Origin of the sequence: Micromonospora sp. WMMA1947 (genome assembly GCF_027497355.1) — a bacterium.
Lineage (GTDB): Bacteria > Actinomycetota > Actinomycetes > Mycobacteriales > Micromonosporaceae > Micromonospora.
Map to the genome: position 1 here is coordinate 4,829,178 of NZ_CP114909.1, position 20,613 is coordinate 4,849,790.

Here is a 20,613-nt window from a genome sequence, read left to right on the forward strand (position 1 = left end):
AGGGGATGCGGAAATGGTACGCGGTGCGGCGCCCGGCCGTCCGGAAAGCCGCGCCGGGAGCGCGGCCATGAGGGTCGGCATCCTGACCTACCACTTCCCGCCGGAGCCGGCGTTCGTGCCGGGAAGCCTGGCCGAGGAACTGGTGGCCCGGGGCCACGAGGTACGGGTCCTCACCGGATTCCCGGACTACCCGGGCGGGCACGTGTACCCCGGCTGGCGGCAGCGCTGGCGGCACCAGACGCACAGTGAGCGGCTGACCGTGCGCCGGGTGCCCCGGTACGCCGCGGGCGACGGTTCGGCCCGGGCCCGCGTCGCGAGCTGGCTCTCCTTCGCCGGCAGCGCCGCGCTCGCCGGCCGGGGGCTGCTGCGTGACGTCGACGTGCTCTACGTCCACGGTCACCCGGCGGTCACGTTCGCGGCGACCGGGCTGCTGCGGCTGCTCGGCCGTACGCCGACCGTCCTGCACGTGCAGGACGTGTGGACGGAGCGGCCCGCGGCGCGGGACGGCGGGCGGCCGGGGCGGCTGGAGGCCGCGACGCGCCGCCTCTACCGGGAGGCGGCAGTGGTGGCTGTCGGTTCGCCGTCGATGGCGGATTTGGTCCGGGCCGGTGGGGCCGCCCCGGACCGGGTCCGCACGGTGCCGAACTGGACCGACGAACGCATCTTCCGTCCCACCCAGGCCGGTCCGGCGGTGCGGCGGCTGGTCCGCCGGGACGACCGCTGCGTGGTGATGCACGCCGGGACGATCGGCGCGCGTCAGGATCTGGAGACGGCGGTCCGTGCGGCGGCGGCGCTCGGCGACCGGATGGACCTGGTCCTCGTGGGCTCGGGCCCGGCGGAGCAGCGGGTGCGGGGGCTCGCCGCCGATCTCGGCGCGGACAACGTCCGGTTCCTGGAACGACGGTCCGCGGTGGACATGCCGCAGCTCTACGCCGCCGCCGACTACCAGCTCGTCGCGCAGCGCGACCTGCCGGAGCTGCGGGGCCGGGTGCCCGGCAAGCTCCAGGCCGCGCTGTCCTGCGCCGCGCCGGTGGTCGCCTCGGCCGCCGGGGAGACGGCCGAGGTGGTGGAGCGCGCCCGCGCCGGGCTGTCCTGCCCGCCGGAGGACTGGGCGGCGCTGGCCGACCGCTTCTGGCTGGCCGCGGCCATCCCGCCGGCCGCCCGGATCGACATGGGCAGGCGCGGCCGTGACGCCTACCTGCGGGACATGTCGATGCGGGCCGGTGTGGACCGGATCGATGTTCTGCTGCGCGAGGTGGCCGCGCAGGCGTCGAACGGAACAAAGCTCGCGCACAGCCGTTAAATCTTCAGAGTATCCGATAACCGCTCGAACGGGCAGTTTCCCGTGCTAAAAAGCACTCGATCGCGAATTGTGTCCGATTCGACCGACACCGTAGGGGGAGATCCGTGACCGGACCTGGTGCCACGCCCGGCCGGCGGCGCCGTTCGCGACGGCGCCGCCGCGCCCGGGTCCGTCGGATCCTGCTGACCGGGCTGGTCGTCGTGTCGGTGCTGCTCAGCACCGGCGGCTGGGTCGCGTTCCGCGGCTGGCAGGCCCGCGCCCACCTGGTGAACGCCGCCGGGCTGGCCCGGGAGCTCAGCGCCCAGGTGCTCGACGGCGACGTGGCCCGGGCCCAGCGCACGCTGGCCGCGTTGCAGGAGCAGGCCGCCGCCGCGCGCGGCGCCACCGGCGATCCGGTGTGGTGGGCCGGCCAGCAGACGCCGTACGCGGGGGACAACCTGACCGCGGTCCGGCAGATCTCGGTGGCGGTGGACGATCTGGCCCGGCTCGCGTTCCCCACGCTGCTGCGGGTCGACCTCGCCTCGCTGGTGCCGAAGCAGGGCAAGCTGGATCTGGCTCGCCTGCGCGCCGTCTCGGGCGAGGTCGCCGCCGCCGACCAGGCGGTGCGTGCGACCGCCGAGCGGTTGCGGCAGGTGCCCACCGAGGACCTCGTGACGCAGGTCCGCGACGCGGTCACCGCGCTGCGCGCCGAACTGGACCAGCTCGGCGATCTGACGTCGGCCGCCGAGCGCGGCGCCCGGCTGCTGCCGCCACTGCTCGGCGCGGACGGTCCGCGCAGCTATCTGCTGGTCTCCCAGAACCCGGCTGAGCTGCGCGCCACCGGCGGCATGTTCGGCGCGTACGCCGTGCTGCGCGCCGAGGCCGGACGGATCCGCCTGGTGAAACAGGGCACCTCGGCCGACCTGCGGTTCTTCGACCCGCCACTCAAGGTCGACGCGGAGGCGAAGCGGCTCTGGGGGGACCTGCCGGGCATCTATCCGGCGGACGTGAACCTCAACCCGGACTTCCCGTCCGCCGCCGCGCTCTACCGGGACATGGTGCGCCGCCGGACCGGCACCACGGTGGACGGCGTGCTGGCGGTGGACCCGGTGGTCCTGTCGTACCTGCTCGGTGTCGTGGGTCCGGTCGACGTGCCGGAGGGGCCGTCGCTGGCCGCCGCCACCGCCGTACGGACGCTCCTCAGTGACTCCTACCGGGATCTGGACACGAAGGACCAGGACAAGTTCTTCACCAAGGCGGCCTCGGGCGTGTTCGACACCCTGTTCACCAAGACGGTCGACCCGCGTGCGCTTTTGACCGTTTTTAGCCGTTCAATCAATGAACGTCGGATATTGTTCTGGAGTGTCCGATCTGAGGAGCAACGCGCACTGGCCGGCAGCCGGCTGGCCGGTCAACTCCCGGAGAAGGACGCCGTGCCGACAGTCGGCGTCTTCCTCAACGACGGCAGCGGCGCGAAGCTCGGTTACTACCTCAGGTTCTCGGCCACCGTGACGGTCGGCGAATGCCACCCGGACGGGCGTCGCGAGCTGCGGCTGCGGGTCACGGTGCACTCCACCGCCCCGAAGTCGGGCCTGAGCAAGTCGGTGACCGGGCTGGCCCTGTCCGGCGACAAGTACACCGCACGCACCTTCGTCTCCGTGCACACGCCCACCGGCGGCGCCGTCCTCACCGGGCGGCTCGACGGCCGGGACGCCGCGATGGGCAGCGGCACCGACGGCCGCCGCCAGGTGGCGGTGGCGAAGGTCGAGACCGGCCCCGGGCAGACCCGGACGCTCGACGTCACGGTGCTCACCGGCAAGACCGGTGCCGGGACGGCCGAACTGGTGCACACACCCACCGTCACCCCATGGACCACCCAAGTAGTCAACGCACCAAGCTGTGAACAGTAGGAGGGAAACCATCATGCGGCTATCCCGCATCATCATGGCGCTCACGGTGGGCCTGGCCGTAGCGGCCGTGCCGACCGCGGCCGGGGCGGCGCAGCCGCAGCCCCCGGTCTACCCGCCCAACAGCGCGTCGCTGACCGTCTCACCGACCACCATCCGGCTCGGCGAGACGTTCACCCTGCGGGGTTCGGGCTTCGCGCCGAACGAGTCGGTCCGCATCGACGTGGCGATCTCGGGTCTGCCCCAGGCCGCCCCGGCGGAGGGGACCGCGCGGCGCAGCGACGGCAGCACGGTGGCGATGGCGCCGGTCGCCTACACGCCCAACCGGGCCCAGCCGCAGCCCGCGCCGACCACGTTCACCGTGACGGCCGACGCCAACGGGAACTTCACCGTTCCCTACCGGCCGACCCGGCCGGGCCGGTACACGTTCACCGCCACCGGTCTCACGTCGGGCCTGGTCGCCAGCGCGACCGGCACCGTCCTGCCGCCGCGGCCGACCAAGTCGCCGCGCCACGGGCTGCCGGTCACCGGTGACAGCATCGGCACGCCGCTGAAGCTCGGTGGGGGCCTCGCCGCCGCTGGTGCGGTGCTGCTGCTGGCCTCCATGGCCTGGCGCCGCCGCCGCCTCGGCTGATCCGAGGCGCGCCGGGGACGACCCGGCTCGATCGTGAGTGCCCGCCGGACCGAGTCCGGCGGGCACTCACGTGTCCCGGCACCGCGACACAATGAGCCGATGGACGCGACACCGTGGACCGACCGGACCGGCCTGCTCACGCTGCCCGGGGGCGCCACGGTACGCGGTCGCCGGGTCGCCGATCCCGCCTCGCCCGCCGACTTCGCCCTGCTGCTGGCGCCCGGCCCCGAGCCGGAGTGGCCGTCCCGGCGGGTCCGCTGGCCCGACTTCTGGATCCCGTCCGACCGCGCCGACGCCCTGGACGCGCTGCGGGAGGCGCGGCGGCGCGCGTATGCCGGGGAGCGGGTCGAGGTGGCCTGTCACGGCGGCGTCGGGCGCACCGGCACCGCGCTGGCCGCGCTCGCCGTGCTGGACGGGCTGCCGCCCGCGCGGGCGGTGGCCTGGGTCCGGTCCCACTACCACCGGCGCGCGGTGGAGACGCCGTGGCAGCGGTGGTGGCTGCGCGGCGTGCGCTGACACCCCGCCCGGTCACCGACCGGGACCGCCCGGTCGGCACGGTGTCACGACACGGGTGAGCTGTCCGGCCCGTGATCATCGGGCTCGGTAGGGTGCCTTCTCATGAGTGCCCGGGTCCTGGCCGCCGCCACCGCCGTCACCCTGCTCGCCACCGGTGTGCCCGCTCCGGCCACCGCCGCCCCGGTCACCACAGCCCCAGCCCCAGCCGCCGCCCCGGCCGCCGCACCCGTGCCCTGCCCGCGCCTGCCCGCCCCGAAGGTCAGCCGGCCGCCCCGCCCGACACCGCCGGCCACGACGCCGGAACAGGCGGCGGTGGGCGGCGAGGCGCTGGCCGGCACCGGCCTCGTCACGCCACCCGGCAGCCCGGCGCCCCCGGCGGTCACCGCCACCACCTGGCTCGTGGCGGACCTGGACACCGGCGCGGTCCTCGGCGCGTGCGGACCGCACGTCCCCGGGACCCCGGCCAGCACCCAGAAACTGCTGCTGGCCGCCACCATGCTGAGCCGGCTGAACCCCAGGCAGGTGGCGGTCGCCACCCGCGCCGACCTGGACATCGAACCGGGCAGCTCGGCCGTCGGCCTGCTCGTCGGCGGCCGCTACACGGTCGAGACGCTGTGGCTGGGCCTGCTGCTCCAGTCCGGCAACGACGCCGCGAACATGCTGGCCCGCCTCGGCGCCGGCAGCGCGCAGGCCGGCGTCGCCGAGATGAACGCGCAGGCCCGCCGCCTCGGCGCCGGGCAGACGCACGCGGTCACCCCGTCCGGCCTGGACGGTCCCGGCCAGTTCACCAGCGCGTACGACCTGGCGCTCATCGCGCGGGCCTGCTTCGCCGACGCCGCGTTCCGCCGGTACGCGCTCACCGAGCGCACGCAGATCCCGGCCCAGCCCGCGCTGAAGAAGGGCGGATTCCAGATCCAGAACGAGAACCAGCTCATCTACCGCTATCCCGGCGCGCTCGGCGGCAAGACCGGCTTCACCGAGCTGGCCCGGCACAGCTACGTGGGCGCCGCGCAGCGGGACGGACGCCGTCTCGTCGTGACGCTGCTCGGTGCCGAGGCCCGCCCGGTACGCGGGTGGCAGCAGGGCGCCCAACTGCTGGACTGGGGCTTCCGGCAGCCCCGGGACGCCTCGGTCGGCCGGCTGGTCGAGCCGGGCGAGCGGGACGCCCAGGCGGCGGAGCCCCGGCCGGCGGCGGCCGCCCAGCCGAGCCGTACCGCCTCCCCGCCGTGGCGGGGCCCGGCCGGGACCGCGCTGCAGCGCATCGGCGACGGGGACTGGCGGGTGATCGTGCCGACCGCCGGTCTGCTGGCGCTCACCGTCGGCGGGGTGGTGGCGGTGCTCGCCGCCCGGAAGGGCCGGTCCCGCCGAAGGGGGCGCCGCCGCGCCTGAGCGCCGGCGGCACCCTACCGCCCGGTCCGGGCGGCGGAACGCGAATCCCGGAGCCGGTGACCCGTTCGGGTCGGCGTGGCTAGCGTGCGGGTCATGAGGACCTGGGGATCCTTCGTGGCGCTGGCCGCCGCCCTGCTGGTGCCGGTGTCGGCGACGCCCGCTGTGGCGGGTGTCCGCGCGCCCGTACGCCGGCTGCCGGCCGCACCGCCCTGCCCGAACGTGCCGCCCCCGGCGACCCGGCCGCCGCAGCCGCCGCCCGCGCCCGACCCGGCCGCGCGGGCCGTCGGCGGCGCCGCGCTCGACACCGCGGGCCTGGTCGTCCCGCCCGCGTCGACGGTGCCACCGGCGGTGACCGCCACCTCGTGGGTGGTCGCCGACCTGGACAGCGGCGCGGTGCTCGGCGGCTGCGGCCCGCACGAGTACGGCGTGCCCGCGAGCGTCCAGAAACTGCTGCTCGCCGCCACCATGCTGCCCCGGCTGGACCCGAACCGGGAGGTCACCGTGACCGCCGGGGACCTGGCGGTGGAACCGGGCAGCTCGGCGGTGGGGCTGGTCGAGGGCGGGCGCTACCGGATCGAGACGATCTGGCTGGGACTGCTGCTGCGCTCCGGCAACGAGGCGGCCAACGCGCTCGCCCGCCTCGGCGGCGGCCCGGACGGACTGGCCGGCGGGGTACGGGCGATGAACGAGGAGGCGCACCGGCTCGGCGCCCGGCAGACGCACGCGGTGACCCCGTCCGGGCTGGACGGGCCGGGGCAGTTCACCAGCGCGTACGACCTGGCGCTCATCGCGCGGGCATGCTTCGCCGACCCGGCGTTCCGCCGGTACGCCGCGACCCGGTCCGCGCAGATCCCGGCCCAGCCGGCGCGGCGGGCGAAGGGCTTCGCCATCGCCAACGACAACATGCTGCTGGACCGGTACCCGGGCGCGATCGGCGGCAAGACCGGCTTCACCGACCTGGCCCGGCACACGTACGTCGGGGCGGCCGAGCGCGGCGGGCGGCGGCTCGTGGTCACGCTGCTGGGCGCCGAGGTGACCACGCAGCGCGGCTGGCAGCAGGGCGCGGCGCTGCTGGACTGGGGGTTCGCGCAGCCCCGCGACGCCTCGGTCGGCCGGCTGGTCGAGCCGGGGGAGCTGGACCGGTCCGCGCCACCGGCGGGCGGGGCGGCCTCGGCCCTGGCCGGGCACGCCGGTCTGCGCGGCGGCGCGGCGGCACCCGGACCGCGGCCCGGCACGGGGGTGACGGTGGCGGTGGGCGCGGTGCTGACGGCCGGGGGAGCGCTGCTGCTGGCGCGGCGTCGCCGTCACGCCGCCGCCATGTCGACCGGGTCGGCCCTGCGGGAGCCGGAAATTCCGGAACAGGACTGAAAAGAGCGGTCCGGGTCAGGGGCAGGCGGGCCCGGCGGTGCTGTCCCGAACCACGAGTTCGGTGGCCAGTTCGACCCGGGGTGAGTCGATCTCCTCGCCCTGGGCCAGCCGCAGGACGGTACGCGCGGCGAGCCGGCCCATCTCCACGAGCGGCTGGCGCACCGTGGTCAGCGGCGGGGAGGCCCACCGCGCCTCGGGCAGGTCGTCGAAGCCCACCACGCTCACGTCGTCGCAGACCCGCAGCCCGCGGCGGCGGACCGCCTCGTACACCCCGAAGGCCATCTGGTCGCTGGCGGCGAAGATGGCTGTCGGCGGGTCGTCCAGGTCGAGCAGCGCGCCACCGGCGGTGAATCCGGAGGCGTGGTAGAAGTCGCCGGGCTGCACCAGCCGGTCGTCGGCGGCGACCCCGGCGGCGGCCAGGGCGGCCCGGTAGCCGTCCAGCCGGGCGCGGCTGCACAGCAGGTGCGGCGGGCCGGCCACGAAACCGATCCGCCGGTGGCCGAGCTTGAGCAGGTGCTCGGTGGCGGCCAGGCCGCCGGTCCAGTTGGTGGCGCCGATCGCCGGCACGTCCGTGGCGGCCACACCGGCGGCCGGGTCGACCACCACCACCGGCACGTTGAGGCGCCGCAGCTGGGCCTGCACGGCCGGGCTCAGGTGCGAGGTCACCACGATCACGCCGTCGGACGCGCGGGCGCGCAGGTTGTGCAGCCACTGCCGGGTGGAGCTGGACTCGCGGTGGATCGCCGAGACGACGGTGCCCACACCGGCGGCGTGGCTGACGTCCTCGACCCCGCGGATGATCTCCACGGCCCACGGGCTGTCCAGGTCGTTGAAGACCAGGTCGACCAGGTCCGCGCGGCGCACCGTACGGCTGCCCCGGCGCCGGTAGCCGTGGTGGCGCAGCAGTTCCTCGACGCGCTCCCGGGTGTCCGGCGCGACGTCGGAACGCCCGTTGAGCACGCGCGACACGGTCGGGACCGAGACGCCGGCCTCCCGTGCGATCGCGGTGATGGTCACCCTGCGCTCGTCGTCCGCGCTCACCCGTGTTTCCCTTCGCCGGCTGCCGGAACCGACCGGTAGACCGTCCCGCCCCACGCACATCTTGCCGTACGGCGAGGGCTTGACGACAGGCCGGACCGGCCCTAGCGTTCGCCGGAGTTGCGGAAACGTTCCGGAAATGCACCCGTCATCTCCCGACGGCTCGCCGTCCACCCCCGACGAACGACGAGGAAAACCGAGGCGTGTTCACCGACCTGACCGAGGCCGAACTCCGTACCCACCGCAGCGACCTGCACGAACCGCCGGACTTCGACGCCTTCTGGGCTGACACTCTCGCACAGGCGCGCTCCTGCGGCGACCCCGTGTCCGCGACCCCGCTGTCCACGCCGCTGACCGGTGTCGACGTCTTCGACGTGACCTTCCCGGGCTTCGCCGGCCAGCCGATCCGCGCCTGGCTGCGGGTGCCGCGCGGCGCGACGGAGCCGCTGCCCACGATCGTGCAGTACGTCGGATACGGCGGCGGGCGCGGCCACGCGCTGGAGAACCTGCTCTGGTCCGCCGCCGGCTTCGCCCACCTCCAGATGGACACGCGCGGTCAGGGCTCGGGGTGGAGCCGGGGCGACACGCCCGACATCGCCGCCGCCGGACCGCAGGCGCCGGGCATGGCCACCCGCGGCATCGAGGACCCGAACCGGTACTACTACCGGCGCTTCCTCACCGACGCGGTCCGCGCCGTGGACGCCGCGTGCGAGCTGCCGGGCGTCGACCCGGACCGGATCGCCGTACTCGGGCACAGCCAGGGCGGCGCCGCCGCGCTCGCCGCCGCCGCCCTGGCGCCGAAGGTGCGGGCGGCGGTGGCGCTGGTGCCGTTCCTCTGCGACATCCCGCGCGCGATCACGATCACCGACACCACGCCGTTCCGGGAGATCCGCGACTACCTCGCCGTGCACCGCGACCGCGAGGAGCAGGTGCTGCGCACGCTCGGCTACGTCGACGGCGTCGCGTTCGCCCGCCGCGCCACGGTGCCGGCCCGCTTCTCCGTGGCGCTGATGGACGACATCGTGCCGCCGTCGACGGTCTACGCCGCCTACCACGACTACCGGGGCGACAAGGACCTGACGGTGTGGCGGTTCAACGGCCACGAGGCGGGCGGCATCGACGACGACGCCGCCGCCGTCGACTTCCTCCGTACCGTCCTGGGCGGCTGAGGACCGGTTCCGCCGATGCCGGCCCGCGAGGGCTGGTAGACACGGCGGATGGGCACCGGCATGCGCGCGACGGCGGTCCTGGCCGTCGCGGCCGCGCTGCTCGCCGCCGCCTGCCAGCGGCCCGCGCCGTCGCCGTCACCGTCCGCGCCGCCCTCACACACGCCGACCGGCCCCCGGGCCCCGGCGGACATCGTGGACCTCGCCGCCGTCGACCCCACCGTCCGCACCGACATCCGGTACGCGGGTCCGCACAACTTCGTCGGCCGCCCGATCGACGGGTACGCCGAGCCGCGCTGCCTGCTCACCCGGCCGGCCGCGCAGGCGCTGCACCGGGTGCAGACCGCCGCGCTCGCCGGTGGGCACAGCCTCAAGGTGTACGACTGCTACCGCCCGCAGCGCGCGGCGGACGACTTCGTCGGCTGGGCGAAGGTCCCCGGCGAGCAGCGGATGAAGGGGGAGTTCTACCCGGAGGTGCCGAAGGACCGCCTGTTCGCCGACGGCTACATCGGCGCGCCCACCGCGCACAGCCGGGGCAGCACCGTCGACCTGACCCTGGTGCCGGTCTCCGCCGCCGCACAGCCCGCGTACACGCCCGGTGAGCCGCTCGTGCCGTGCACCGCACCGGCCGGCCGCCGCTTCGCCGACGACTCGATCGACATGGGCACCGGATTCGACTGCTTCGACCCGCGCGCCCACACCGCCGACGCGCGGATCACCGACACCGCCCGGAACAACAGGGACCTGCTGCGACGGCTGATGTCCGCGCAGGGCTTCGAGAACTATCCGCTGGAGTGGTGGCACTACCGGTACGTCGACGAGCCGTACCCGGACACCTGGTTCGACTTCCCGGTGGCCGGTTCGTCACTGCGGTGACGCGGTCGTCCCACCATGATCGATCGCGGCTAGGCTGGGCGCTCATGGAGACCGAACGGATCGGGCCGCCGCTGCTCGCCGACGAGCGGGAGTCGCTGCGCGCCTTCCTCGACTTCCACCGGGCCACGCTGGCCCTCAAGTGCGAGGGGCTGACCGACGAGCAGTTGCGCCGGGCGGCGTCGCCGCCGTCCACGCTGTCCCTGCTCGGCCTGGTCCGGCATATGGCCGAGGTGGAGCGCACCTGGTTCCGCCGGGTCATCGACGCGCAGGACGTACCGCTGGTGTGGTCGGACAGCGGCGACTTCCAGCGGGCGTACGACGCCGCCGACGCCGACGCGGCGGAGGCGTTCGAGGCGTGGCAGCGGGAGATCGAGCACGCCCGGCGCATCGAGCGGGAGGCCGAGTCCCTCGACGTGACAGGTCACCAGGCCCGCTGGGGCGAGGACGTCTCGCTGCGCCTGGTCATGCTGCACATGCTGCACGAGTACGCCCGCCACAACGGGCACGCCGACCTGATCCGCGAGGCGATCGACGGCACCGTCGGCGTCTGAGCCGGCCCGCTGCGCGCCCGCGCGTCGGTCAGCGCGTGCGCAGCGGCAGCCAGGCCAGCACGTCCTGAATCCGCGCGTCCCAGTACGCCCAGTCGTGGTCGCCCGGACCGAAGTCGACGGTGACCGGCACGTCGCGTTTCCGGGCCACGTCGAGGAACCGCAGGTTGTCCTCGTACAGGAAGTCCTCGGTACCGCAGGCGACGTAGAGCGCCGGGAGGTCGTCGCCGGCACGCTACAGCAGCCCCACCGTGTCGTCGTCGGCGGGCACCGGGCCGTCACCCCAGACCGTGTGCCACACCGCCGGGTCGACCGGGTGGGTCGGGTGGTGACGGCGGCGGGTCACGTCCAGCGCGCCGGACAGGCTCGCCGCCGCCGCGAACCGCTCCGGCCGGCGCAGCGCCCACTTCACCGCGCCGTAGCCACCCATCGACAGACCCGCGACGAACGTGTCCTCCCGCCGGTCGGACAGCCGGAAGAACGACCGGCACACCTCGGGCAGTTCTTCACTGAGGAACGTCCAGTACCGGTTGCCGTGCGCCTCGTCGCAGTAGAAGCTCCGCTGCACCTGCGGCATCACCACGGCCAGCCCCAGCGGCGCCACGTACCGCTCGATCGAGGTGCGCCGCGTCCACACCGTGTCGTCGTCGGTCAGGCCGTGCAACAGGTAGAGCACCGGCGGGTCGCCGTCGGCGGCGGCGCCCGGCACACCGATCCCGGCGGCGCCCCGGTCCGGCAGCAGTACCGTCATCGACGTGCCCATGCCGAGCGCCTCGGAGAAGAAGTCACAGCGGATCAGCGCCATGAGGCGGCAGCGTACCTCGCAGGGGTTCGATGAGGGCGTTCCTATTGCCCCGGGACGGTCGTACGGGACAGGATGGCCGTGCGTGCCGGTAACACCCGTAACCTGCGCGCTGCTGGTCTCTGTCACAAGGAAGTGGGAGTCAGGCATGAGCGACGTGTCCGCCGCACTGGGTGTGCGCCTCTACCCGGATCTGGTCGAGCCCGGCGGTCTCGCCCCCGCACTCGTGGCGACCGCCGCCGCACACCAGCTCGACGTCGGCGAGGTGACCGCGCCCGAGCAGGGACGCAGCCGGTTCACCTGCGCCGAGATGACCTCTCCTCGGGGCGTCGTCTGCGTCAGCCTCGGCTCCCAGGCCCGCTACTTCATGATCGACCTGCGGGTGGACGGCGACGTCCAGGCCCGCGGCGACGCCACCGACCTGCTCCAGGTCGCGCAGGTCGCCGCCGCGTGGCGGGCCGGCATCACGATCGCCGAGCTGACCGCGCGCTACCCGTTCATGGAGGAGATGCGCCGCCACCCGGTGGCCCACGCCGGCTAGCCGACAGGCACTCGTCACGTCGCGCCCTTCGCCGCCCACGCGCGTGAAGCAATATCGCGTTGCCGCCCTTGCGCGGCGGCCGTACCGTGAACGGGCAACGTCGATCCGATCCACCAGGGAGCCTGCCGTGTCGCAGCAGAACCGCACCCGCGCCGAGCGGCAAGCGTCGCGCGCCGGTGTCCTGCGGCCCGAACCGGGCACGGGCCGGCGACGGCAGTGGCAACCAGGGTGGTGGCGCGTCTAGCGCCGGCGCGACGATCCGCGCGAACCGCCCGCCCCGACACCGGAGCCGGGCGGTTCTCCGTGTCCGGGGTACCTATCTCAGACGGACATGAGCGAGGAGACGACGATGGGTTTCACCCCGCTGGCCGGTACCCGGGCACCGGTCCGGGTCTGGACCGACCCGTACGCGATCGAGGCGCAGGCGGCCCGGCAGCTGCGCAACATCGGCGCGCTGCCGTGGGTGCAGGGCGTCGCGGTGATGCCGGACGTGCACTTCGGCAAGGGTGCCACCGTCGGCTCGGTGATCGCGATGCGGCAGGCCGTGTCGCCGGCCGCGGTCGGCGTGGACATCGGCTGCGGCATGTCCGCGGTACGGACCTCGCTGACCGCCGCCGACCTGCCCGACGACCTCGCGCCGCTGCGTTCGGCGATCGAGGCGGCGATCCCGGTCGGCTTCGCGATGCGTGACGACGCTGTCGATCCGCGCCGGGTCCGGGGTCTGGAGCAGGCGGGCTGGGACGACTTCTGGCGGCGGTTCGGCACGCTGGACCGGAAGGTCGCCCAGCTCGAGACGCGGGCGCAGCGGCAGCTCGGCACGCTCGGCGGCGGCAACCACTTCATCGAGGTGTGCCTGGAGCAGGGCGGCCCGGACGACGGCCGCGTCTGGCTGATGCTGCACTCCGGTTCCCGCAACATCGGCAAGGAACTCGCCGAGCGGCACATGGCGGTGGCGCGCAGTCTGCCGCACAACGTCGACCTGCCGGACCGGGACCTCGCGGTGTTCCTCGCCGGCACGCCCGAGATGGAGGCGTATCGGCGGGACCTGTGGTGGGCGCAGGAGTACGCCCGCCGCAACCGGGCGGTCATGCTCGCGCTGCTGAGCCAGGTGGTCCGGGACGCGTTCCCGCACGTCGGCTACGACGAGCCGATCTCCTGCCACCACAACTACGTGGCGGAGGAGACCTACGACGGGGTGGACGTGCTGGTGACCCGCAAGGGCGCGATCCGGGCCGGCACGGGGGACCTCGGCATCATCCCCGGCTCGATGGGCACCGGGTCGTACATCGTGCGCGGCAAGGGCAACGTCGACGCGTACTGCTCGGCGTCGCACGGGGCCGGGCGGCGGATGTCGCGGGGGCAGGCGAAGCGGACGTACAGCACGGCGGATCTGGCCGCGCAGACCGCCGGGGTGGAGTGCCGCAAGGACGCCGGGGTGGTCGACGAGATCCCCGGGGCGTACAAGGACATCACCGAGGTGATGGCCCAGCAGGACGACCTGGTCGAGGTGGTCGCCCACCTCAAGCAGGTCGTCTGCGTGAAGGGTTGAGCGGTAGGGCCGGCGTCGAGGGGGCGCCGGCCCTACCGGGTACGCCGGGCGACGCGGACGCCGATGGCGACCGCGCCGATGACGAGCAGCGCGGACAGGAGCTGGAGGCCGGGGGAGTCGTCGGCCTCGCCGTACACGAAGCCGGCGACGCCGAGCACGACGGCGAGCAGGGCGACGGCGGCGGCCAGGTATCTCATCGCTCCTCCTCGTCGGGGACCCATTCGAGCAGGTCGCCGGGCTGGCAGTCGAGCACCCGGCACATGGCCTCCAGGGTGCTGAACCGGACGGCCTTGGCGCGGCCGTTCTTGAGTACGGCGACGTTCGCAGGGGTGAGCCCGACGCGCTCGGCGAACTCGCCGACGCTCATCTTGCGCTTGGCCAGCTCCACGTCGATGCGCACGACGATCGGCATCAGATCACCGCTTCCATGTCGGTGCGCAGCGTGGTGGCCTGCCGCAGCAGCGCGCGCAGGACGACCATCAGCAGCCCCAGCACGCTGACGCCGGTGACCAGCAGGAACAGCAGCAGCGGCAGCCCGGGGTCGTCGGCGTTGAAGCCGACGTAGAGAAACACGCCGACGAGCACCACCCAGGCGGCGGCGACCGCCCAGACGATTCCGTCGACCCAGCGCAGGGACGCCTCGGTGAAGATGCGGTCGCGCTTGACCAGGGTGAGCAGCTGCCAGGTGCAGACGATCACCACCTGCACGCAGAGCACCCAGAAGACCGTGACCGCGGTGGCGGGCCAGCGCAGGTACGCCATGTCCGGGTCTTCCCGGGCCATGTGGGCGAACTGGCCGGGCAGCGACATGGTCTGGAACAGCACCAGGATCGCGAACAGCAGGACCAGGAAGGCGCGGAGTGGTGTGACCGCGCGTTGAGCGGTAAGCATGCATCGACTATCGCGCGGAACCTATCGAAAGTCAATCGGTATCGCCCGTGTGGCGGCCGACGGCGTAGCGGACGTGGACGGCGTACCGCGAGTGGTGCACCGCGCGGATCTCCAGGTCGACGTCCCGGTCGAAGCCCTCGAAGAGCCGCTTCCCACCGCCGAGGACCACCGGAGCCGTGGACAGGCCCAGCTCGTCGACCACGCCGGCCGCGAGCGCCTGCCGGATGACGTCGGCGCCCCCGCCGATGACCACCGCGCCGTCCCCCGCCGTACGCCGGGCCGCCGCCAGCGCCGCGTCGAACCCGTCGACCATGAGGAAACCGGCGTCCGGATCGGGCTGGTCGGTGGTGCGGTGGGTGAGCACGACCAGGGGCGCCTGGAACGGGTTCCGGCCGCCCCAGGCGCCGGCGGCGTCGTACATGCCCCGGCCGCACAACGCCGCGCCGGCACCCTCCAGCAGCTCGTCGAAGTACGCGCGGTCCTCGGCGGTCATGCCGGCACCGGGTTCGCGTGGCGTGTCGTACGTCCACGGCCCGCCCATCACCCAGTAGTGCAGCCGCTCGCCGCCGATGCCCAGCCCCTGACCCGCGTGGTCGTCGGGACCGGTGACGTAGCCGTCCAGGGAGACGGTGACGAACGCCCGTACCCGGCCCCGCGCCTCGCTGGTGCTCATGTTTCCTCCCGGAGATCGGAGAACACCGACTCAGGGCAGACCGCCGGCCGGTGCCGGACTCATCGCCGCCGTCGGAGCGGCGTCAGCCGTACACCGGATGTTCGGCCTGGAACGCCAGCCGGCGGTCCGCGCCGGCGGCCAGCTCGGCGAGCACGTCGTCCAGGTCCAGGAACGTCTGCCAGCGCTCCTGGCCGGTGATGCCGGCGAGCCGGTCGACCACGAGTTGCTCCAGGTCGGCGACCCGGCGGCCCTTCCACACCTTGTCGGCCAGGCTGACCATCAGGTCCTCCAGCTGTACGCCGGGGGAGTGCCAGGCGGCGTGGGTGACGGCGAAGCGGGCCCGCTCCTCCGGTACGCCGAAGCGCAGCAGCAACTGGTAGCCCGCCTCCTCGTGCGCGGACCCCGGGCCGGTCAGCTCGGCCGGATGCTCGACCTTGCCGAGGTCGTGCACGGCCGCACCGAACAGCACCGCCTGCCTGTCGAACGGCACCGCGGCGAACCGGTCGGCGAACGCGGCGGTCAGGTGCCAGGCGACGTCGTGCACCAGCCGCAGGTGCGCGCCGAGGCGCGGCGGGGCGTCGAGCGCGGCCAGCAGCTCGACCGCTACGCCGGGCAGCGGAAGCAGCGGCGGCTCGCCCGGTTCGGTGAGGGCGCGGCGCAGCGCGTCGGAGGTCATCGGGGCGAGCGTACCGGGCCGCCGCGGCCTCACCGGCGGTGATGGACGAGCAGCCGAACGTGAAGCGGCCACTCGTCCGATTCCGGTGCGTCGATCCACTCGGGAGGGTGAGGGCCACGTCTCTCACGGGGGTTGTCGAATGACCGCACTGAATCGTCGTGCCCTGCTGCGCGCCGCCGCGCTGACCGGGCTCGCCGCCGCGACCGGGGTGGCCGCCGCGCCCCACGCCGCGTCCGCCGCACCGGCCGCCGCCGACGTGGTGAACGGGCCGTGGCTGGTCAGCGTCGGCTGGGGCGTGCTCCAGGTCGACCCGGGCCGCACCACGCCGCGGGAGCTGCTGCCGAACGGGGACCACGCCAAGACCTCGCCGGACGGCCGGTACGTGGCCTGGGTCAACACGGGCCGCTCGGGCGACGGCACGCTGGAGCCGTTCGTGGCGGTGTACGACCGGACCACCGGCCTGAAGCGCACGCTGCTCGCCGACCCGTTCGGCGTCCGCTACGGCGCGCCGACCTGGTCGCCGGACGGGCGGGAGATCGCGCTCGTCACCGGGCAGAACAACGACCGCCTGATCGCCGTCGACGTGGCGACCGGCGCCACCCGCGTGCTGGTCGAGGGGCACGTCATGATTGACCCGGACTGGTCCCGGGACGGCTCGATGATCGTCGTGCGGTGGCGCAGCCGTTCGCAGGGCTGGCAACTGCGGGTGCTGGAACTCGCGACCGGCACGGTCCGGCCGATCTACACGCCGGTGCCGGGCGAGAGGTTCGACTCGCCGGTCTTCATGCCCGACTCCGGGCGCGTGGTGTTCTGCACCGACCGCTGGTATCCCGACCTGGAGACGCTCAACCAGTCCCTCGCCTCGGTGCGGATCAACGGGACCGGGCTGAGGAAGCTCACCGACGAGCCCCGGTTCTACCTGTCGCCGGTGTTCTCCCCGGACGGCCGGTACTGCGCCGCACTGTCGATCCCGCCGGAGAACGAGTACCCGGACGGCGGCAACATCATCGTGTCCACCAGCGGCTTCGGCGAGCAGTGGTGGATCCCCGGCGACGAGTACGACGACAGCACCCGGCTGGACTGGGCACGCGCGATCTGACCTGGCGGGCGCGCGCATCCCGACCGGATGCGCGCGCCCGGGCGCGACCGGTGCGAGGCTTGGAGCGGACGCCGCCGAGGGGGCCGGCTTCCGCTGTGGAGGGGTGATGGCCGAGCCGCCGACCGGGACGTCGTCGCACCGCGCGCAGGCGCACGGCAGGCACGCCAACCACCGCCGCTACCACGACGGCGCCGAGGTCGACGGGTACGTCGACGACCCGTACCACCGGGTGCGCCGCGCGGTCGCGGCCCGGCTGATGGCCGAGGGGGTGACCGGCCGCGGACCGGTGCTGGAACTGGGCTGCGGGCCGCGCGGCATGCTCGACCCGGCCGCGCTGCCCGGCCCGGTGGTGCTGGCCGACACGGCCGAGGCGGCGCTGCGCACGGCCCGCGCGGCGGCCGGTGGACGGGGGCCGGCGGTCTGCCTGGACGCCACCCGCGGGCTGCCGTTCCGGGCGGGCAGCTTCGCCGGGCTGCTCGCCGGGGAGCTGATCGAGCACGTGTACGACCCCCTCGCACTGCTGCGGGAGTGCCACCGGGTGCTGGCGCCCGGCGGCCTGCTGGTGCTCACCACCCCGAACCTGGCGCCGGTGCAGGACCGGTTGGCGTTCCTCGCCGGCCGGGCGCCGCGCCAGGTCGACCCGCTGCACCCCTATCTGTGGCTGCACATCCGTCCGTTCACCGCCTCGCTGCTGCGCCGCACGCTGCGCCGGGCCGGTTTCACGCCGGTGGCGCTGCGGTCCAACGAGGTCGGCTGGCGGCTGCCGGGCGGCCGGTGGGTGGCGTCGCGCCGGCTGGCCCGCGCCGCACCCGGGCTGGGCGGTTCGCTGATCTGCGCCGCCCGCCGGCAGGGCGGACCGCCACCGGCCGGAAACAGGATGTGATGACGACATTGACAACGGGCTATCATGGAGGTTCCGTCGTCGACCGGGGGATGTCATGACGCGCCTGCTCGCCTGGGTCGTGACCAATCTCGACGCGTTCATCGGCCTCGTCCTGGCGCTCACGGTGTCCGTGCTCGGCCTCACCAACGCGGTCGACCAGGAAGTCGTCAACAGCGCGATCCTGCTGGTCCTGGGCCTGCTGGCGCAGGCGATGCTGCGCGACCGGCTCCGCCGGCGCACCACCGAGCGGGAGGTCCGCCAGGTCATCTCGGACACCCGCGACCGGCTGACCGACCTGGTGCCGCAGATGAAGGAGATCACCGGCCCGGAGGGCGCGCTGAACCGGGCCCGCGAGGCCATCGACAGCGTCTCCATGGTGCGCGTCCTGCACGGCAGCGAGGTCGGCCAGGCGCTCGCCGAGGCCCGGCGGCACACCGACCAGTGGAGCTTCAAGGGCGGCACCGGCACCTTCCTGCGCGCGGTCACGTTGCCGGACTGCCTGGAACACGCCCGGCGGCGCAACGCCACGCTCACCGTCGCGATCGAGATCATCGACCCGACCGACGAGGAGGTCTGCGAGCGGTACGCGCGGTTCCGGCGCAGCCTCGACCCGGACGCGCCGGGCGAGCCGTGGACCGTCGACCGCACCCGCAAGGAGTCGTACGCGACGGTGCTGGCCGCCTGCTGGCACCTGCAGCGCTCCGGCCTGCTCACCGTCGACGTCCGGCTCTCCGCGCAGATGACCACGTTCCGCTACGACCTCTCCTCGTCCTGCGTCGTCATCACCCAGGAGAACCCGCAGACGCCCGCGCTGCGCATCGACCGCGGCGAGGTCTACTACAACCGTTTCAACATCGAGCTGGACTACAGCCGCCGGCAGAGCCGGCGCGTGCCGATTGAGGCCGCGGCCCAGGTCAAGCTCGACGACGAGCCGTCGGTCGAGCAGGTACGGCGGTTGTTCACCGCCCTCGGCCTGACGCTGCCCCGGTCCTTCGGCGACCGCGAGGTCGCCGACATCATCGGCAAGGCCGTCCAGGCGAGGAACCCCTACTCATGACCAGTTACGCCGACCTCGAACGGGAGATCGACCGGGGCACCCGGCCGGAGGTGCTCCGCGACTGGGTGCTGGACGTGCTCGGCGACGTCGCGGAGGGACGCCGGCCGCTCCGCGCGGTCCGGCACCCGCTCGGCTTCACCTGCCTGCCGGTGGAACGCGACGGCCCGGACGGCATCTGCGTGCACGCCTGGCCGGCCGACCCGCCGCCGGTGCGCCCGACCACCTCCACCATGCACTCGCACAGCTGGGACCTGCTCAGCCACGTGCTGCACGGCACCGTCCGCAACGAGCTGATCGAGGTCGACGACGCTCCGGCCGACCCGGCCTGGCGGATCTACGAGGTGCACAGCCTCGGCGAGGTGGACGAGATGGCCGCCACCGACCGGCTGGTCACCGCGACGACCGCGACGGTGGAGACGCACTCGGCCGGTGACTCGTACGCGCTGCGCGCCGGCGGCTTCCACACCTCGGAGGTCGACGCCGGTGAACCGGCGGTGACGGTGGCGCTCGGCCGGACCACTCCCGGCGCGTGCGATTTGAGCCTCGGCGCGGTGGACGGGCGCAGCCACCGGGTACGCCGGGACCGCTGCGACGCGGCGGAGACCGCGCGGATGGCGCGGGAGATCGCGCGACTGGTGGCACGGGGCTGACTGGCTGGAGGAGCCATGGACGTGGAGCCGAGCAGAGGCGGGCCCGACCTGCGCGACGCGCACCGCTTCGCGGTGGAGGCCGCCCAGGCGGCGGGCCGCCTGCTGCGCCGGGGCACCCGGGGGGAGGTGCGCGCCCGGGCCAAGAACGACACCGGTGACCTGGTGACCGACCTCGACCTGGCCGCCGAGCGGCTGATCGTCGACCGGATCCGGGCCCGCTGGCCGGAGCACGGCGTGATCGCCGAGGAGGGCGGCGAGTACGCCCCGGACACCACCTGGGCGTGGCTCGTCGACCCGCTCGACGGCACCAACAACGTCGCGATCGGACTGCCCGCGTACGTGGTGGGGATCGCCCTGTGCGACAACGGCTCGCCGGTGCTCGGCGTCGTGCACGACCCGGTCGCCGGCCGGACCTGGTCGGCGGTGCGCGGCCGGGGCGCGTTCGTGCACGCGTCCGGCCCGGCCGCGCGGCCGCTGCGCGCCGCGCAGCGTCCAGTGCCGTCCGCGCCCGTGCTGGCCTGGACCCAGGGGCATGAGGTACGCCGGGACGACAGCACCGCCCGGGCGCTGAAGGTGGTGCTCGACACCAGCGCCCGCCGGGTGCTGCAACTGTGGGCGCCGCTGCTGTCGTGGGTGATGCTGGCCCGCGGCGACATCGACGGCATCGTCGGCTACCGCCCCGAGGCGGTCGACCTGCCGGCCGGGATGCTGCTCGCCGCCGAGGCCGGCATGGCGGTGCGCGCGCTCGACGGCGGCACGTTCGACGACAGGTACGGCTGCCCGGCGGACCGGCGCAGCTTCGTGGCCGGGCCGCCGGAGACCATCGACCGGCTGGTCAAGCTGGTCACCGCGGCACAGTGGATCGAACCGCAGGTGCGCCGCCTCACCCCTGTCGGTCTCGGCTCGGTCGGCTGGTGAGCCGGTTCGGGCTCGACCCGGACGGCTACGAGGTCATGGCCGAGCAGTTCCATCCCGTCACGGGCGCCTGACCGTACGTGCCGGATGCCGCCGACTGTTCATAGGATTCGATGCCACATGTGCGTCGCTAGGCTCCTCGCGTGTTCTCAC

The 20,613-nt window shown here is 74.1% G+C and carries 22 protein-coding genes and 1 pseudogene; 16 read left to right on the forward strand and 7 right to left on the reverse strand.

The features are described 5' to 3' along the window. Nucleotides 1–67: 67 nt before the first annotated feature. From O7604_RS22750 to O7604_RS22775, 6 genes are all read left to right on the forward strand, one after another. Complete coding sequence (locus tag O7604_RS22750) at nucleotides 68–1,303, forward strand: glycosyltransferase family 4 protein (protein ID WP_281577704.1); 1,236 nt, start codon at nucleotides 68–70, stop codon at nucleotides 1,301–1,303. A 104-nt stretch (nucleotides 1,304–1,407) separates the two neighbouring features. Further along, nucleotides 1,408–3,192 (forward strand): DUF4012 domain-containing protein, encoded by a 1,785-nt coding sequence (locus O7604_RS22755; RefSeq protein WP_281577705.1) that lies wholly within the window; start codon nucleotides 1,408–1,410, stop codon nucleotides 3,190–3,192. A 13-nt stretch (nucleotides 3,193–3,205) separates the two neighbouring features. Then, on the forward strand, nucleotides 3,206–3,823 hold the full coding sequence (locus tag O7604_RS22760; RefSeq protein WP_281577706.1) for a hypothetical protein: 618 nt from the start codon (nucleotides 3,206–3,208) through the stop codon (nucleotides 3,821–3,823). Between the two features lie 99 nt (nucleotides 3,824–3,922). Continuing rightward, nucleotides 3,923–4,339 carry a protein-tyrosine phosphatase family protein gene (locus O7604_RS22765; protein ID WP_281577707.1) on the forward strand — a complete coding sequence of 139 codons (417 nt, stop codon included), beginning with the start codon at nucleotides 3,923–3,925 and terminating at the stop codon, nucleotides 4,337–4,339. Between the two features lie 102 nt (nucleotides 4,340–4,441). Next, nucleotides 4,442–5,728 (forward strand): serine hydrolase, encoded by a 1,287-nt coding sequence (locus tag O7604_RS22770; RefSeq protein WP_269705800.1) that lies wholly within the window; start codon nucleotides 4,442–4,444, stop codon nucleotides 5,726–5,728. Nucleotides 5,729–5,821: 93 nt separating this feature from the next. After that, entirely contained in the window at nucleotides 5,822–7,096 is a 1,275-nt protein-coding gene (locus tag O7604_RS22775; RefSeq protein WP_269705802.1) for a serine hydrolase, read from the forward strand. A gap of 15 nt (nucleotides 7,097–7,111) precedes the next feature. On the opposite strand, the gene O7604_RS22780 is transcribed toward O7604_RS22775, so the two are convergent. Further along, nucleotides 7,112–8,137: a substrate-binding domain-containing protein gene (locus O7604_RS22780; protein ID WP_269705803.1), complete on the reverse strand. Its 1,026-nt coding sequence runs from the start codon at nucleotides 8,135–8,137 to the stop codon at nucleotides 7,112–7,114. 200 nt (nucleotides 8,138–8,337) lie between these two features. Between O7604_RS22780 and O7604_RS22785 the strand changes: the two genes are divergently transcribed. The 3 genes from O7604_RS22785 to O7604_RS22795 are packed head-to-tail and all read left to right on the forward strand — an operon-like array spanning nucleotide 8,338 to nucleotide 10,727. After that, the gene (locus O7604_RS22785) at nucleotides 8,338–9,303 is read left to right on the forward strand and encodes an acetylxylan esterase (protein WP_281577708.1); all 966 of its coding nucleotides are present in this window, start codon (nucleotides 8,338–8,340) and stop codon (nucleotides 9,301–9,303) included. Nucleotides 9,304–9,363: 60 nt separating this feature from the next. Next, on the forward strand, nucleotides 9,364–10,176 hold the full coding sequence (locus O7604_RS22790) for a M15 family metallopeptidase (protein WP_281579995.1): 813 nt from the start codon (nucleotides 9,364–9,366) through the stop codon (nucleotides 10,174–10,176). Nucleotides 10,177–10,220: 44 nt separating this feature from the next. Continuing rightward, nucleotides 10,221–10,727, forward strand: a complete 507-nt coding sequence (locus O7604_RS22795) for a DinB family protein (RefSeq protein ID WP_269705805.1) — start codon at nucleotides 10,221–10,223, stop codon at nucleotides 10,725–10,727. Nucleotides 10,728–10,755: 28 nt separating this feature from the next. Here the strand turns inward: O7604_RS22795 and O7604_RS22800 are convergent. Next, nucleotides 10,756–11,529 (reverse strand): annotated as a pseudogene (locus O7604_RS22800) (alpha/beta hydrolase family protein). Nucleotides 11,530–11,674: 145 nt separating this feature from the next. On the opposite strand from O7604_RS22800, the gene O7604_RS22805 reads away from it, so the two are divergent. Both O7604_RS22805 and O7604_RS22810 read left to right on the forward strand, forming a co-directional pair. Further along, complete coding sequence (locus tag O7604_RS22805) at nucleotides 11,675–12,067, forward strand: hypothetical protein (protein ID WP_281577709.1); 393 nt, start codon at nucleotides 11,675–11,677, stop codon at nucleotides 12,065–12,067. Nucleotides 12,068–12,416: 349 nt separating this feature from the next. Further along, the gene (locus O7604_RS22810) at nucleotides 12,417–13,616 is read left to right on the forward strand and encodes an RtcB family protein (RefSeq protein WP_281577710.1); all 1,200 of its coding nucleotides are present in this window, start codon (nucleotides 12,417–12,419) and stop codon (nucleotides 13,614–13,616) included. 32 nt (nucleotides 13,617–13,648) lie between these two features. Here the strand turns inward: O7604_RS22810 and O7604_RS22815 are convergent, their stop codons facing one another. The 5 genes from O7604_RS22815 to O7604_RS22835 form a co-directional block, all read right to left on the reverse strand. Continuing rightward, nucleotides 13,649–13,813 (reverse strand): hypothetical protein, encoded by a 165-nt coding sequence (locus O7604_RS22815; RefSeq protein ID WP_281577711.1) that lies wholly within the window; start codon nucleotides 13,811–13,813, stop codon nucleotides 13,649–13,651. Next, nucleotides 13,810–14,028, reverse strand: a complete 219-nt coding sequence (locus O7604_RS22820; protein ID WP_030499989.1) for a helix-turn-helix transcriptional regulator — start codon at nucleotides 14,026–14,028, stop codon at nucleotides 13,810–13,812. The genes O7604_RS22815 and O7604_RS22820 overlap by 4 nt, the downstream gene beginning before the upstream one ends. Next, on the reverse strand, nucleotides 14,028–14,507 hold the full coding sequence (locus tag O7604_RS22825; RefSeq protein ID WP_174536835.1) for a DUF2975 domain-containing protein: 480 nt from the start codon (nucleotides 14,505–14,507) through the stop codon (nucleotides 14,028–14,030). The genes O7604_RS22820 and O7604_RS22825 overlap by 1 nt, the downstream gene beginning before the upstream one ends. A 31-nt stretch (nucleotides 14,508–14,538) precedes the next feature. After that, on the reverse strand, nucleotides 14,539–15,180 hold the full coding sequence (locus O7604_RS22830; protein ID WP_281577712.1) for a dihydrofolate reductase family protein: 642 nt from the start codon (nucleotides 15,178–15,180) through the stop codon (nucleotides 14,539–14,541). A gap of 82 nt (nucleotides 15,181–15,262) precedes the next feature. Further along, nucleotides 15,263–15,856 carry an HD domain-containing protein gene (locus O7604_RS22835; protein ID WP_281577713.1) on the reverse strand — a complete coding sequence of 198 codons (594 nt, stop codon included), beginning with the start codon at nucleotides 15,854–15,856 and terminating at the stop codon, nucleotides 15,263–15,265. A gap of 139 nt (nucleotides 15,857–15,995) precedes the next feature. On the opposite strand from O7604_RS22835, the gene O7604_RS22840 reads away from it, so the two are divergent. From O7604_RS22840 to O7604_RS22860, 5 genes are all read left to right on the forward strand, one after another. Continuing rightward, on the forward strand, nucleotides 15,996–16,955 hold the full coding sequence (locus O7604_RS22840) for an LpqB family beta-propeller domain-containing protein (RefSeq protein ID WP_281577714.1): 960 nt from the start codon (nucleotides 15,996–15,998) through the stop codon (nucleotides 16,953–16,955). 106 nt (nucleotides 16,956–17,061) lie between these two features. Continuing rightward, nucleotides 17,062–17,838, forward strand: a complete 777-nt coding sequence (locus O7604_RS22845; protein ID WP_269705816.1) for a class I SAM-dependent methyltransferase — start codon at nucleotides 17,062–17,064, stop codon at nucleotides 17,836–17,838. A gap of 55 nt (nucleotides 17,839–17,893) precedes the next feature. Then, the gene (locus tag O7604_RS22850) at nucleotides 17,894–18,895 is read left to right on the forward strand and encodes a hypothetical protein (protein ID WP_269705817.1); all 1,002 of its coding nucleotides are present in this window, start codon (nucleotides 17,894–17,896) and stop codon (nucleotides 18,893–18,895) included. Next, a complete protein-coding gene (locus O7604_RS22855) occupies nucleotides 18,892–19,545 on the forward strand; it encodes a hypothetical protein (RefSeq protein ID WP_269705818.1) in 654 nt (217 codons plus the stop codon). The genes O7604_RS22850 and O7604_RS22855 overlap by 4 nt, the downstream gene beginning before the upstream one ends. A 15-nt stretch (nucleotides 19,546–19,560) precedes the next feature. Then, the gene (locus O7604_RS22860; protein WP_269705819.1) at nucleotides 19,561–20,463 is read left to right on the forward strand and encodes an inositol monophosphatase family protein; all 903 of its coding nucleotides are present in this window, start codon (nucleotides 19,561–19,563) and stop codon (nucleotides 20,461–20,463) included. Nucleotides 20,464–20,613: the final 150 nt, after the last annotated feature.